Below are 12,994 nucleotides of genomic sequence, written 5' to 3'. Positions count from 1 at the left end.
GTGGGGGGCGGAAGGAGGGGGGGGGGGGGTTTCAAACCGGGGTCCCCCCGCTGCCCGAAGCGACTTGATGAAGATCAAACCGCCCCTTGCCCAGGCCCGCATGCTCAAGCGTCGAACGCTTCGTTGACACCCCACCCTTTGCCGGTGGCGCTATCTGCCAAAAGGTGAAAGATCATGCAAATAAGTAGCTTGCTTGTAATTGTCGCCGATGAAGATCGATACGATCCGGCTATCGAACAGGCGCTGGAGCTGGCGTTGGCAATCGGCGCCTCGGTGACCCTTGCCATCCAGCCAGCGCCAGCTGCACAGGCCAGACCCCTTGACGACCTGGATCGGCAGAAAAGCCTGGTCAGGGTCTTCCTCGACCGCGGCATACACGTGGAGCCCGAGGTCAGGCGAATCAAGCCCACGGCCAAAGCGGTGGTCAAACTGGCCAGGGCATGCGACGCCGACCTGGTGATCCTGCAGGCACCAGCGACCGGGGACGTCAGTTTCGGTCTCGAACTCATGCCGCTTGTGCCCTGCCCCGTGTTGTTCGCACGGGAACGAACAGCGCGTGACCAAGCCAAGGTGTTCGTCGCGGCGCCAGCCAGTTGCGAAGATCTGGACGACGGCGCCGCGAATGCCGCAGTCGTCGAAGCTGCGAGGCTCATAAGTCATGCGCGCAGGGCGAAGATGCATCTGTTCTGCGTTTATGACCAAACTGCCATGCTGCGTCACAGCGAGCACTACAGCCTGGCGGAAATCCCCTCGTATGAAAGCCTCGCAAGTGCATTCAAACGTTTCGCCACGCAATTAGGCGTCCCTAACATCCATCACCAGCTGATCGTCGGATCATCTGCGCAGACCCTTTGCGCGTACGCCAATCGCTGCGGCTACGACACCGTGGTGATTACCAGTCCTCACCGCGCCTGGCAGCTCGCGACCCTGGAATACCTGCTAACCAGTCTGAAATGCAGCTTGCTCGTGGTTCATGCCAAGGCGGGCCAGCAGGAGTTGGCTTTCCCTGAATCGGGGGAGCTTTTTCAATCGGTTTGACAGGTCATGAGTGAAGCAATTGACAACGGTCAAGTCAGCGCAAGGCCTGTTGTCGAAACTGAACTTCCTTGTTCATTCGACATAGAGGACATCGCCATGGCGCCCGCCGAGACTTCCCGTGTGCACACAACGCCTTCGTTCCCCAAGCCTTCGGGTGAATACTGGATCGAAGCCCTTGAAAACGGCGTTCACGTGCTGATCAGGCCCCTGCAGGCCAAGGACCGAGAACGCGAAAAAGCCTTCATCGAACGGCTGTCGCCCGAGTCGCGGCATTTCCGCTTCCTGTGCCAGCTCAAGGAGCCCGGTGAAGCCATGCTCGACCAGCTGATGAAGGTTGACCAGGATCGCCAGGCGGCCTACGTCGCCCTCGCACACGTGGATGGCGAATTGCAAGAAGTGGGCATTTCCCGCTACGCCACCGCTAGCGACAAGGACGAGTGCGAATGCGCCGTTACCGTCATGGACAGCTGGCAACACCATGGCTTGGGTCGCCTGCTGCTCAAGCACTTGATCGACCATGCCCGGGCCAAGGGCTTGCGGCAGATGTATTCGGTCGACGCAGCAGCCAACCACGCGATGCGCGACCTGGCCAAGGCGGCGGGGTTCACCACCGCCGCCGACCCGGATGACCCCAGCCAGGTCATCCACCGGCTCTCCCTGATCTGACCCAGGGCCGCCGCCCCCTGACGGATCAAGGCGCGGCGGCCCGACTACGGGAGGCACCCATGAACGGCCCTTCGAAGAAATTGATGGAAAAACTCTACGGCAAGCAGTATCAGGTCGACACTGCCGATATTGCGCCGATGCTTCATCAGTACGCCGAACCTTTGCCGGACCCGGATGCGCCGGCATTTGCAACGCTGCTCGACCGCTACGCTGACGCGTGTGTCATCCACTTCACGGTACAGCGCTTCAAGCGTTTCTGGCGGTGCGACCGGGACGGCAACCACGATCCGCGCCGGTGACTGGGCTCGCACAGCCTGGATAGCCGCCCTCATCGTGGCGCCGGTCGCCAGGCCATCATCGATGAGAATCACCACCTGATCCTTGAGCTGCAGGGCTGGCCGCCCTCCCCGGCAGGCCCGCTCGCGCCGCGCCAGCTCCTCGGTTTCCCTGGCAACCACGGCGTCGAACACCGCGGACATGGACACCTCCCGCGCCGCGATGGGCGCCTGTCATGGCAGCTTCCGATGGGGCCGTTGATGGCTTCAAGGCGTGACTGCACGCCCCTCCTCGGGCAACAGATCGAACCGCGTGAGGCAATGCTGTTCATCAGCGGAAGTCAGCGCCTTCAGGCCGCTCACTTCCTGCATCGGTGTCTCGAACAACGCCAGGCGGATCACCCCATTACGCTGGAGGAAGGTTTGCGCCAGGCAGGTGCAAACAGGCTTGCCGACCAACGCTGCAAGCTGCTCATTTTCAGGCGCCTGCACCTGTGCCTGCAGGTTGGCCGTGCAGTTTTCCACAATTTGCGCCACGGAGCGCCCGGCCAGCCATACGGTGGCACCGCCCAATACCGCCAGGAGCAACAGCATGCCCATCAGCACGTTCGACTCCCGGGTAATTGAGCGCAGGAAGGCCAGCCTGGCCTGCCAGCCCGTCTCCTGGCCGTTGAAAATGGCTTTGCCGACCGTGCGTTTGACGCCGCGCTGCACGGCCCAGCCCAGCGCCACACACAAGGCCAACAGGCTCAGCAGCACGGCCGGATCGCGCATGGGCATGCGCCAGCTCGGGCTCACGGCGCGGTAGACAGACACCGCGATGAGTAACGCGGCGATAGCCACGATCCAGCCCAGGCTGCCTCTGGGGCGGTGTATCCAGGCCCGTAGTTTCGCTCGTGCTTGCGTATTCATGACTAACTCCCGCGCCGGGTTCAGCGCACAGGGTCGATGGCAACGGTTTCCTGATACTCCGGGACGCACACCTGCCAGCCCAGCTCCAGGCTGATGCGCCGTCGCAAGGTGTCGGCGGCGTGTGGCTCGCCATGGATGACGTAGGTCTGCCGTGGTGGCCGGGTGAAACCGCGCAACCACTCCATGATTTCGTCGGCGTCGGCGTGGGCGGAGAGATTTTCCATGGCGTGCACCTGCGCCCGGATGGGCACGTCTTCACCCTGCAGGCGGACGCTGTGGGCGCCAGCGACGATATCGGCGCCGCGCGTGCCTCCCGCCTGAAAACCGGAGAACAGGATGCTGTTGCGCGGATTGGGGGCCAGCGCCTTCAGGTGGTGCAGCACCCGGCCGCCGGTGGCCATGCCACTGGCGGCAATGATCACCGCCGGCTCGCGCAGCTGGTCCAGGTGACGGGACTCATCGACCGTGCGGATGATCCGTGTGCCCTTGCACATCGCGGCGCACTCCGCCGCCGGTAGCCGATGTTCGTTGCGAAACTGCTGATAAAGGACAGTGGCATCGGTGGCCATCGGGCTGTTGAGGTACACCGGGATATCCGGGATCAGCCGGTCACGCTTGAGCTTGTAGAGGTAATACATCAGCAGCTGGGCGCGCCCGACAGCAAACGAAGGAACCAGGACGATGCCATGGCGCAGGAGTGTCTGGTTGATGACCTGGGCCAGATACTGCTCGGTCGATTCCGCTGGGTGCTGACGATCACCGTAGGTGGACTCCACCAACAGCACATCCGCCGTGCGGATCAGCTCCGGTGCCCGCATGACCGGGTCTTGCGGCCTGCCCAAGTCACCCGAGAAGACCAAGGTCTGGCCCTCGGCACTGATCTGCACCGTCGCCGCGCCCAGGATATGGCCAGCCGTGCGCAGCAGCAGGTCCATGCCCTCGGCAATCGGCGTTGCCTGATGCAGCTCCACCGGGCGCAAAAGTGCCAGCGCCTGCTTGGCATCCTGCTCGGTATAAAGCGGCCGCGCCGGCGTGTGTTTGGAATAGCCGTGGCGATTAGCATGGTCGGCCTGCTCTTCCTGCAGCCGTGCGCTGTCGAGCAGCAGCACTTCAGCCAGGGCGCAGGTTGCCGGAGTGGCATAGATCGGTCCGTTATAGCCCTCCCTGGCCAATACCGGCAGGTAGCCGCTATGGTCGAGATGGGCGTGGGTCAGCACGACCGCATCCAGCGCCCGCAGTGCCGGTGGCAAGGGCTCCCAGTTGCGCAGGCGCAGCTGTTTGTAGCCCTGGAACAGCCCGCAGTCCACCAGTATCCGCGTACGGTCGCGGGTCAACAGGAATTTGCTGCCGGTCACCGTCCCGGTGCCGCCGAGAAAGGTCAGATGCATGGCCAAGGCTCCTGGTTTTCGAACACATGAGGATGAACCGCGAGCACGCTGCACGGAGGGTGGCCGACGATGCGTTCTGTGGTGTCGCCGAGCAGCTTGTCCAGCCCCTTGGGCTGCACCACACCCATCACCACGGCGTCGATATCCAGGGCAGCGACCTGTTCGCGGATCACCTGCACCGGCCCGCCCTCCAGGAAATGGCGACGGTCCTGCGCCACGCCTTCGGCCTCGGCCAAGGCGTTGAAAGGTTCCTGAAGCGCCTCTCGCATCTCCTCGATCCACGCCTGGGTGACGTTCATGTCCGCGGCGAACACCCCGGCCAGGTTGTAGGCCGATAGCAGATGCAATGCGGCGTCGCACTGGAGTGCCAACGCCTGGCCGACGCGAATCAGCCCTCGATTGAACCGTTCCTGAACCTCTGGCGTCTCGCTGAAACAGGTATCCACGGCGACCAGAACGCGCCGAGGCAATGAAACGGCCGCTTTCGGCACTAACAGGGTAAGCCCCTTGAAACCGCGCATCAGCGCACTGTCCAGCGGGGTATCGAACAGCCGCGCCAGGGCCGACGCGGATTCGCTGTCCTTGATGACCAGATCCGGCTGCAGTTCGCTGATGTAGTCGATGGCCTCGCTGCGGATGTCGTCGGCGGCGAGGCTGTCGATCGTCAATGTCACACCGCTGCCGCGGTGCCGTTCGACCAGCGACCGCAGTTGCACGCAGTAGTGGTCGTACTGGCGTTTGATATCAGCCTCGTTCAGGCGCTCTTCGCGCAGCAGGTGCTCCTCGTTCGGTTCAAACAACCCCAGCACATGCACGCTGGCACCGCTGACATGCGCCAGCGCCAGCCCCCTGCGCAGCGCGGCTGAATGGGGATCGACTTGGGTAAGCAGCACCAGCAGTTGTCGAAATTGACCCATGATGAACCTCCGGGCTTGCGCGGCTGGGATGTGATGAGGGGATTTTCCGAGCGCTGGCGCGCTGGCGTTTGATGCAGATCAGAAACAGATGATCCACCCCGAACTTGACCATTGTCAGAACCACGGCGGCGCGCCACGTTACAACGGCTTCAGGCATCTATCCGGGAAATGGGGAGGCACCATGAACACGCAGCAGACAGAACAGCCGAATGCCTGCGAGCACTGGGTCGAAAAGCTGGATGACGGTACCCCCGTGCTGATTCGCCCGCTGCGCGAGGAGGACCATGACCGGGACAGGCGCTTTCTCAGCACAATTGCCTATGAGTCCCGACGCTTCCGTTTCATCGCCGGGCTCAGTGGCGGCCTGCCCAGCCTGGATCCGCAAGGGATGCCAGTCGACTACCACCAGCGCATGGCGTATATCGCGCTGGCTCACGTCGACGGCTGCCTGCAGCAGATTGGCGTCAGCCGTTACGCCGGCATACCGGGCAGCCCGCGATGCGAGTGTGCGGTAGCGGTGCATGAGGACTGGCAGCGCCAAGGCTTGGGGACGCGCTTGCTGCAGCACCTGATCGACGCGGCGCGGCGCAGTGGTTATGAGTGGATGATTTCCAGGGACTTGGCCAACAACTACGCCATGCACCGGCTGACCAAGGGGCTGGGGTTCAGCTCACGGTACCTGGGTGGCGATGTCAGCGAGATTCTCCACGAGCTTGACCTGCGAGCCTGAAAACAAGGCCCTTGCGGGCCTTGTACCTTAACCTTGGGAACGCTCGGGTGAAATCACCAGCACACTGCTGGACAAGCGATGCAATACCCGCTCGGCCGTACTGCCAATGAACCAGCCGATGCCATGGTGGTGATAACTGCCCATGACCAGTACGTCGATATCATTGTTGTCCATGAACACGGCCAGGACCTTGGCCGGATCGCCGATGCGCATGTGGCGGTGTTCGACGGCAATGCCATTGCGCTCGGCAAGGGCCTGGAAGGCATCGCTCTGGGCTTCATGGAGCGTCTGGGCGAGGTTGGAATCGAACAGGAAGGAATGCTCCCGGCTGCCGCCGGCATCCAGGTACATCGAACCCAGGTCGTAGGCATACAGCAATTCGATCTGCGCGTTGCACTGTAGCGCAAGTTTCAGCGCCTCGCTGATGATCTGATCATTGAAGCCCTCGAACTGGTCCTCGGGCCTGGACAGGTCCACGGCCGCCAGGATCCTGCGTGGCATCGCGTGGCTGGCCTTGTGCACCAGATGCAGCGGGATGCGGGTTTCGCGCAGCAGCTGGATGTCCAGGGAGGTGAACATGGCACGCGCCCACCAGGGCTCATGCTCGAATTCCTTGATCAACAGGGCGAATGGCTGTTCGCGCAAGTGCACCAGGATCTCGTTCAAGGGATGCTGCACCCACACCACTTCCGTGGTGACCGTTACACCGTTGCGCCGCATCGGCTGCGCCTGGTTTTCCAGCCATTCTCGGTGTTGCTGCACATAGGCTTCGCGCATCACTGCCAGCGCCTGGTCATTGACCAGGCCCGCTGTGGCCAGCCCTTCCACATAATCGAAAGCCACGATGTGCAGCGCCATGCCCTTGGCCTTGGCCAAGGCGGCGGCGCGGTCGTAGACAGGGGTTCGGCGCATCAGCGGCGATGCGATCAAAAGCAGTCTTTGCGGGGTTTCCATGGCACACCTCGGCGGTTGCGATACGTAACTGGAGCATCGTTCACCCGCGCTTTGCAGACTTGACGTTTGTCAACTGACGCCCCACGGACCAACGGTATTTCCCGCAGCACACAAACTTGACGCGGATCAACGTATCGCCGATTGCCGGGCGCACGCTACACCCATATCAACAACAATCTCCCGCCCCGGAGGCGTGCCATGGCCCTCATGAAAGCAGCGGTGTTCGTCGACAAGAACCGTATCGTGCTGGACGAAAAGCCCATACCCGACATCGGCCCCCTGGACGCCTTGCTACGTATCACCACCACCACGATCTGTGGCACCGACGTGCATATCCTGCGCGGCGAGTACCCGGTGGCCAAGGGGCTGACCGTCGGCCACGAGCCGGTGGGTGTGATCGAAAAGCTCGGCTCGCAGGTGCAGGGGTTCCATGAAGGCCAGCGGGTCATCGCCGGCGCCATCACCCCCAGCGGCCACAGCAACGCCTGCCTCTGCGGGTGCAGTTCGCAGGACGGCGTGGGCACCGCCCATGGTTTCAAGGCCATCGGCGGCTGGAAGTTCGGCAACATCATCGACGGCTGCCAGGCCGAATATGTCCGTGTACCGGACGCCATGGCCAACCTCTCGCCCATTCCCGATCAGCTCAGCGACGAGCAGGTACTGATGTGCCCGGACATCATGTCCACCGGTTTTTCCGGGGCCGAACGCGGTGGCGTGACCCTGGGCGACACCGTGGCCGTGTTCGCCCTGGGGCCGATCGGCCTGTGCGCGGTCGCCGGGGCCCGGTTGCTCGGCGCGACCACCATCATTGGCGTCGATACCGTGGCCGAGCGGATCAACGTCGCTCGGCACATGGGTGCCGATCACATCGTCGATTTCAGGCAGGGCAACGTGGTCGAGCAGATCATGGCGCTCACCGGCGGGCGCGGCGTGGATGTGGCCATCGAAGCACTGGGCACGCAAGCCACCTTCGAGGCGGCGCTGCGAGTGCTGCGGCCGGGCGGCACCTTGTCCAGCCTGGGCGTGTACAGCGCCGACCTGCACCTACCACTGGGCCCGTTCGCCGCGGGCCTGGGTGACTACCGCATCATCACGACCTTGTGCCCCGGCGGCAAGGAACGCATGCGCCGGTTGATGGCGGTAGTCGCCAGTGGCCGGGTCGACGTTTCACCGTTGGTGACGCACCGCATGCGCCTCGATGACATCGAAGCCGCCTACGAACTGTTCGCCCACCAGCGCGATGGGGTAATGAAAGTGGCGATCACCCCCTGACCCTCGCGCGCTGGAGGCAAGGACGCCTTTGTTTGCGTCGTTCCGCAGTTTCTTGCCCATGCATGCTTCGGAGGCACCCATGAACGTCTACGTCGAGAACAATACCGAACAGAACCGATGCTGGGTCCGCATGGACGACTGGCGAGTGAGTTTCAGCACCGCCGCTGAAGCCCAGCAGTTCGTCGAGCGGCTCAACGCCCGCCTCAACGCCCCCCATTCGCTGGACATGTTGGCGGACTGGTCGCCCCGCTCCGGTGCTAGCGGCCGGGTGGATGTGCGATGTGCGAAGGAGGCCTGAACATGTCTGGCCAATTGAAAGTCACGCTGCTCGATCCGCCTGCTTTGTTGCACACGCCCCCACCGGTTCACCTGAAACCGCTGGTCACGTTGTGCCGCGATTGTCGGGTCAGCGGCTTGTGCCTGCCCACCGGTCTACCCCTGCATGACAACAGTTGCCTGGGCGCGCTTATCGGGCCGCGCATGCGCATCCGCAAGGGCGCAGCGCTGTTCAATGCCAATGCGCCCTTGAGCACGCTCTATGCCGTGCGCTGCGGCAGTTTCAAGACCAGCCTCAACAGCGCCGAAGGCCAGGGTGTAGTGATCAACTTCTGGATGCCAGGTGACGTGCTCGGCCTGGACGCCATAGCCACCGACCACCACGTATGCGACGCAATCGCCCTGGAAGACAGCGAAGTCTGCCCGGTGCCCTATCGTCGCCTGCAAGCGCTGGCACGCGACTTTCCGGTCTTGCAGCAAAGCCTGAACCGCTTGATGAGCCGGGAGATCGTGCGTGAGCACGAGCGTGTGCTGATGCTGTGCAACCTCACCGCCGAGCAGCGCCTGGCCAGTTTCCTGATCAATCTGTCCAGGCGCTTCGTCAACCGTGGCTACTCCGCCCATGGCTTCATGTTACGCATGTCGCGCGAGGACATGGCTTCGTACCTTGGCCTGCGCCTGGAGACCGTATGCCGTTCGGTCGCCCGCTTGCGTGCGCAAGGCATCGTCAGCCTGCGCGGCAGGCTGGTGGAAATACTCGACATGCCAGCATTGATGGCGATCGAGCAAGGCGGCCCTGACGGTGAACGCAAGCAATGCCTGAAAGCGCCATGCTCGACACGCTGAATGTTGGCCATGGCGCCGTGGCCTTGGGCATCGGGATGCTCGTCAGCATTCAAAGGTCAGGGCAACTCTCCCTCGATGATGATCACCTCACGCTGGGAAGCCTTGGTTGCATACGCCTTGGCCTGCACGTACAGCGGATCGTTGTAGCAGGCTTTGGCCACCGCCAGGCTTGCAAACTCGACGACGAGTACGCGTTTGCTCAGACGCGCCTCTACCAATGCCTCGGCACCCATCACCTTGATCCTGGCCCCATATTTTTCACCGATTGGGGTCCAGAGACGCCCGTACTCCGCCTGCGCATCCTGATCGACAACCTCACCACCAAAGATATCCAGTAGCCCTTCATCTGCGGTTTCCTTGCTAGACATTTATTGAGGTTTGCACATATCAACTGCGAATTGTGACCTGTAACGAGCCAGGCTCGGGAGCACCATGAACGATGAGGACATTCATGGCTGGGGCTTTTCCTTGATGGTCCTCCCACACGCAGGTGGCGACAGATGCCCCGCGCGCCCTTTGCTCAAACTGACAATCAGGATTCCGGCCAAGGCCAGGATTGCCCCAAAGGCGAAGCCTGGACTCATCTCTTCGTCTAACCAGAATGCCCCCATGAGCACACCGAAGAGTGGCGTCATGAAAGACATCACGCCAAGACGCGCAGCGAGATAGCGCCGGAGCATCCAGAACCAGATCAGGTAGCTCGCAAAGGATACCGCGACTGTCTGAAAGGCCAGGCTCAGCCAGACAGCGGGAGTGAAATCCGAATCGATCTGACCACTCGCGCAAGCAACCGGCAGCAGGACAAGGCAAGCACCTGCCAGTTGGTAGAACAGCGTCTGGGTAGCCGGTGCTTCACTGAGCTTGCTCACACGAACCGCCACGGTGGTGAAGCCTAGGGCAGCACCTGCGCAAAGCCCCATTACATCACCCGAAAGACTGTTCATTGCATCAACTGCTGAAGCCCCTTCACGAGGAGCCAGGAAGGTAATTGCAATGCCTGCAAATGCCACGGCCATGCCCGTCCATTGCCAGTGATTCAAGCGTTCCTCTGGCAAACGAAAATGCAGCCCCATGGCCACGAAGAGTGGCGCGGTGTAGAGGAAGACAGCCATGTGTGACGCACTGGTATAGCGCAGCCCTTGTGCAATGAACAGAAATTCTGCAGCAAACAACAGGCCTACTGCCAAGCCGGCGCGATGCCATACCCCAGGGAGCCACGGCTCTCGACTCCAGAGTTTGCCCGCTACCAGCACAAGGATCGCCGCAACGCCGGAGCGAAGTGCTATCTGGGCCATTGGCGGAACATCGTGGGCAACCACCTTGATGGCAACTTGCTGAGCGCCCCACGTCAGGCAAAGCAGCACCATTAGCCCTGCAGCCATACCATCCACCGGTTTTCGTATTGCCATGGTCAATCGCATCCAACGTATTTTGATGGAGCGATTGTCTTGGGCTGGCCGACGCGCTACAAATCATCTGTTTTGCATCCATGAGAGAGAAAAACTGCACCATGCGAGCAGATACTCCCCTGAAGGCTGTTGCTTGCTTCGACGCGGTCATGCGAACCGGCAGCGCAACGCTGGCCGCTCGGCAACTGTTTGTCACGCCGGGAGCGGTAGGCCAGCAGTTGCGTAAGTTGGAAGCGTGGCTGGGCATCCCACTGTTCATCCGCAGTGTTCGAAAGCTCGAGCCAACAGAGCAGGCACTACGGTACTGGGAGCAAATCAAGCCTGCGCTGCAGCAGATCGACGAAGCCAATGCAGGCATTCGCAGTGATCGAACCTGGGAAGTACGGATCAGCCTGCCTCCGGCCTTGGCCAACTCATGGTTCGCCAAACGGATACCCGAACTGACAAGTGAATACCCAGCGCTGGAACTGCACCTCAATGCGTCGGTGGAACCTGCCGACCTTCAAGCAGGCGAGTTCGACCTGGCTATCCGTCATTTCGACGGTGAGCATCCGGACCTGGATGCTTTCCTGCTGCTCGGTGACGAGGTCAGGGTCTACTGCAGCCCCGAATACCGGGACCGGTTGAACTTGGTGCGTCATGAAGACATGCCTGGCTCAACGCTGCTTTACACCACATCACACGCCTACTGGTCGCGTTGGCTGGCACAGATCGGGATGTCCTTTGATGGGATAAACAGACGCTTGAAGTTCGATCAGTCGGAGCTCGCCATTGATGCTGCAAGACGCAGCCAGGGCATGTTGCTCACTAGCCCATGGCTGGTTGAGGAAGACGTCCAGCAAGGCCGTCTGATCCAGATCTTTCCGATCGGCCTGCGAACCGAGAAGGATTACTACCTGATCAAAGCCAAGGGCAGATCGCTTGGCCAGGGAGCGCAACTGCTCTACGACTGGCTTAAATCCAAAGCCTCGCTAGCCTGACTGTTCTACTGCGATCAGGCCCCGGAAGGCAGCGAGGCCAGTGCCTGAGCGGGAACATCGGCAACCACGCCCTGCTCGATCAGGCCTTGTATCAAGCATTGCATCGACTCGATGCAATGCCGCTGGGCCTTCGGTGAGCCACCACCGAGCACGGTCTTCGCATCACGCAGCACGATCCTCTGGATCGGTGGCTCCAGCGCCATTTCGAGGTAGGCGCGGCAGCGCCGGCGAAAGCCGTCCCAGGCAACTTCGTCGGTGTCGCTGATGGCACGCAGCCGCTCATTCATCTCGGCGTCGATCTGATCGACGACCGCTGCCAGGGAGCCCACTGGTCAGCCCCTCGGAACAGGTCCGCTCTCGCGGGCCTCCATGCCAATACGAGCATAGGGAGGTCGCGGTCATGATTGATCAAACAACAGGCATGAGGGCGGGAGAACGTTACTGCGTGGAGAACGTAGAACGCGCTCACCAGTTCCCAGGCTTCTTTCTCGATGGAAAGTACTACCTCGGTCCCGAATTACTGACCGCAGTAGGCTGGCTGGAGGGCAAGCGCTTCATCTACGACAACCTGGATGCCGCAGGCGAACCCGTTTTTCCTGATCGCGCAGCGGGAGACATAGAAAACCTGACGCTGACCTTGGTGGATGGCACAGCACTGAAGCTTTCCAGACTGGAAGTCAGCGCCATGCCTGAAGACACGGACACAGCCGACACGGTGCCAAGCCGTGCCCAGAGTGAGGTGAAACCTACCGAAAATGCCCTGCCACCCAAGACGCGGCGACGGATCGAAGCCAGCGCTTTGACCCGCAAGGACAAGGTACCGCTACTGCTGAGTGCGGCAGTCATCGGTTTCCTGGCCGGTTTCATCATCACCCACGCGCAACGCAGGCGCCGCTGAAGCATTGCCTTTGAACTTTGCGCCTGCACGGCAACCTGATTACCTGCCGCAAGCCGGACGATACCCCGACTGAAGGAGCTTCTCCCATGCGAGACTTCCCGACGCCCCCTTCCCTTCGCAGCCTCAAGCCGTTCCAGGCTCACAACGCAGGATGGAACCTTATCCAGACTGCGGCGAGCAGTCGTATACCGGCCACAACCGCCTGGCCGGCAAGATTGCGCTCATCACAGGCGCTGACAGCGGAATCCGGGGCAGCCTGTTGAGGTCGCGCCGATCTACGTGCTGCTGGGCTCCGATGAGGCCAGCTACATCAGTGGTTCACGCTATGCGGTAACCGGCGGCAAACCGATCCTTTGAGGCGGGCATCGTGCAGGTCAAGGTCATGAAAGAGCTGCTAGATTCAGCTGATGCGCTGACAGTTCTTGCTGCCAAC

General features: G+C 61.7%; 13 protein-coding genes and 6 pseudogenes. 11 read left to right on the top strand and 8 right to left on the bottom strand.

What is annotated here, in order from left to right; genetic code table 11:
- Nucleotides 1-174: 174 nt before the first annotated feature.
- The 3 genes and pseudogenes from ACLEJU_RS24500 to ACLEJU_RS24490 all read left to right on the top strand — a co-directional run.
- Nucleotides 175-1,038 (top strand): universal stress protein, encoded by an 864-nt coding sequence (locus ACLEJU_RS24500; protein ID WP_435421415.1) that lies wholly within the window; start codon nucleotides 175-177, stop codon nucleotides 1,036-1,038.
- A 96-nt stretch (nucleotides 1,039-1,134) separates the two neighbouring features.
- Nucleotides 1,135-1,704, top strand: coding sequence for an N-acetyltransferase family protein (locus ACLEJU_RS24495; RefSeq protein ID WP_435421414.1), 570 nt, complete (start codon nucleotides 1,135-1,137; stop codon nucleotides 1,702-1,704).
- 59 nt (nucleotides 1,705-1,763) lie between these two features.
- Nucleotides 1,764-1,931, top strand: a pseudogene (locus tag ACLEJU_RS24490) (erythromycin esterase family protein); the annotation flags it as partial.
- Here the strand turns inward: ACLEJU_RS24490 and ACLEJU_RS24485 are convergent.
- From ACLEJU_RS24485 to ACLEJU_RS24470, 4 genes and pseudogenes are all read right to left on the bottom strand, one after another.
- Nucleotides 1,926-2,177 (bottom strand): annotated as a pseudogene (locus ACLEJU_RS24485) (phosphoribosyltransferase family protein); the annotation flags it as partial. The pseudogenes ACLEJU_RS24490 and ACLEJU_RS24485 overlap by 6 nt on opposite strands.
- Before the next feature lie 69 nt (nucleotides 2,178-2,246).
- The gene (locus ACLEJU_RS24480) at nucleotides 2,247-2,891 is read right to left on the bottom strand and encodes a hypothetical protein (RefSeq protein ID WP_435421413.1); all 645 of its coding nucleotides are present in this window, start codon (nucleotides 2,889-2,891) and stop codon (nucleotides 2,247-2,249) included.
- A gap of 20 nt (nucleotides 2,892-2,911) precedes the next feature.
- Nucleotides 2,912-4,279 (bottom strand): MBL fold metallo-hydrolase RNA specificity domain-containing protein, encoded by a 1,368-nt coding sequence (locus ACLEJU_RS24475; protein WP_435421412.1) that lies wholly within the window; start codon nucleotides 4,277-4,279, stop codon nucleotides 2,912-2,914.
- Entirely contained in the window at nucleotides 4,270-5,196 is a 927-nt protein-coding gene (locus tag ACLEJU_RS24470) for a universal stress protein (protein WP_435421411.1), read from the bottom strand. Before ACLEJU_RS24470 ends, ACLEJU_RS24475 begins: the two co-directional genes overlap by 10 nt.
- 181 nt (nucleotides 5,197-5,377) lie before the next feature.
- Between ACLEJU_RS24470 and ACLEJU_RS24465 the strand changes: the two genes are divergently transcribed.
- Nucleotides 5,378-5,926 carry an N-acetyltransferase family protein gene (locus ACLEJU_RS24465; protein ID WP_435421410.1) on the top strand — a complete coding sequence of 183 codons (549 nt, stop codon included), beginning with the start codon at nucleotides 5,378-5,380 and terminating at the stop codon, nucleotides 5,924-5,926.
- A gap of 27 nt (nucleotides 5,927-5,953) precedes the next feature.
- On the opposite strand, the gene ACLEJU_RS24460 is transcribed toward ACLEJU_RS24465, so the two are convergent.
- A complete protein-coding gene (locus ACLEJU_RS24460; RefSeq protein WP_435421409.1) occupies nucleotides 5,954-6,880 on the bottom strand; it encodes a universal stress protein in 927 nt (308 codons plus the stop codon).
- A gap of 198 nt (nucleotides 6,881-7,078) precedes the next feature.
- Between ACLEJU_RS24460 and ACLEJU_RS24455 the strand changes: the two genes are divergently transcribed.
- The 3 genes from ACLEJU_RS24455 to ACLEJU_RS24445 all read left to right on the top strand — a co-directional run bounded on the left by ACLEJU_RS24455 (nucleotide 7,079) and on the right by ACLEJU_RS24445 (nucleotide 9,274).
- Nucleotides 7,079-8,152, top strand: a complete 1,074-nt coding sequence (locus ACLEJU_RS24455) for an NAD(P)-dependent alcohol dehydrogenase (RefSeq protein ID WP_435421408.1) — start codon at nucleotides 7,079-7,081, stop codon at nucleotides 8,150-8,152.
- Nucleotides 8,153-8,231: 79 nt separating this feature from the next.
- Nucleotides 8,232-8,450: a hypothetical protein gene (locus ACLEJU_RS24450; protein ID WP_435421407.1), complete on the top strand. Its 219-nt coding sequence runs from the start codon at nucleotides 8,232-8,234 to the stop codon at nucleotides 8,448-8,450.
- A 2-nt stretch (nucleotides 8,451-8,452) separates the two neighbouring features.
- Complete coding sequence (locus ACLEJU_RS24445) at nucleotides 8,453-9,274, top strand: helix-turn-helix domain-containing protein (protein ID WP_435421406.1); 822 nt, start codon at nucleotides 8,453-8,455, stop codon at nucleotides 9,272-9,274.
- A gap of 56 nt (nucleotides 9,275-9,330) precedes the next feature.
- Here the strand turns inward: ACLEJU_RS24445 and ACLEJU_RS24440 are convergent, their stop codons facing one another.
- Both ACLEJU_RS24440 and ACLEJU_RS24435 read right to left on the bottom strand, forming a co-directional pair.
- A complete protein-coding gene (locus tag ACLEJU_RS24440) occupies nucleotides 9,331-9,642 on the bottom strand; it encodes a DUF1330 domain-containing protein (protein ID WP_435421405.1) in 312 nt (103 codons plus the stop codon).
- A gap of 81 nt (nucleotides 9,643-9,723) precedes the next feature.
- Nucleotides 9,724-10,683, bottom strand: coding sequence for a DMT family transporter (locus ACLEJU_RS24435; RefSeq protein WP_435421404.1), 960 nt, complete (start codon nucleotides 10,681-10,683; stop codon nucleotides 9,724-9,726).
- Between the two features lie 101 nt (nucleotides 10,684-10,784).
- On the opposite strand from ACLEJU_RS24435, the gene ACLEJU_RS24430 reads away from it, so the two are divergent.
- Nucleotides 10,785-11,663, top strand: coding sequence for a LysR substrate-binding domain-containing protein (locus ACLEJU_RS24430; RefSeq protein ID WP_435421403.1), 879 nt, complete (start codon nucleotides 10,785-10,787; stop codon nucleotides 11,661-11,663).
- 17 nt (nucleotides 11,664-11,680) lie between these two features.
- On the opposite strand, the pseudogene ACLEJU_RS24425 reads toward ACLEJU_RS24430, so the two are convergent.
- Nucleotides 11,681-11,989, bottom strand: a pseudogene (locus tag ACLEJU_RS24425) (TetR/AcrR family transcriptional regulator); the annotation flags it as partial.
- Nucleotides 11,990-12,063: 74 nt separating this feature from the next.
- Here ACLEJU_RS24425 and ACLEJU_RS24420 point away from each other — a divergent pair.
- The 3 pseudogenes from ACLEJU_RS24420 to ACLEJU_RS24410 all read left to right on the top strand — a co-directional run.
- Nucleotides 12,064-12,346: pseudogene (locus ACLEJU_RS24420) on the top strand (SDR family oxidoreductase); the annotation flags it as partial.
- A 312-nt stretch (nucleotides 12,347-12,658) separates the two neighbouring features.
- Nucleotides 12,659-12,808: pseudogene (locus ACLEJU_RS24415) on the top strand (NAD(P)-dependent oxidoreductase); the annotation flags it as partial.
- A pseudogene (locus tag ACLEJU_RS24410) lies at nucleotides 12,808-12,918 on the top strand (NAD(P)-dependent oxidoreductase); the annotation flags it as partial. The pseudogenes ACLEJU_RS24415 and ACLEJU_RS24410, both read left to right, overlap by 1 nt.
- Nucleotides 12,919-12,994: the final 76 nt, after the last annotated feature.

Origin of the sequence: Pseudomonas sp. SMN11 (assembly GCF_052041945.1) — a bacterium.
GTDB lineage: Bacteria > Pseudomonadota > Gammaproteobacteria > Pseudomonadales > Pseudomonadaceae > Aquipseudomonas.
The sequence above is the reverse complement of the archived record's forward strand: the minus strand, read 5'-3'. Positions and strand labels throughout refer to the sequence as shown.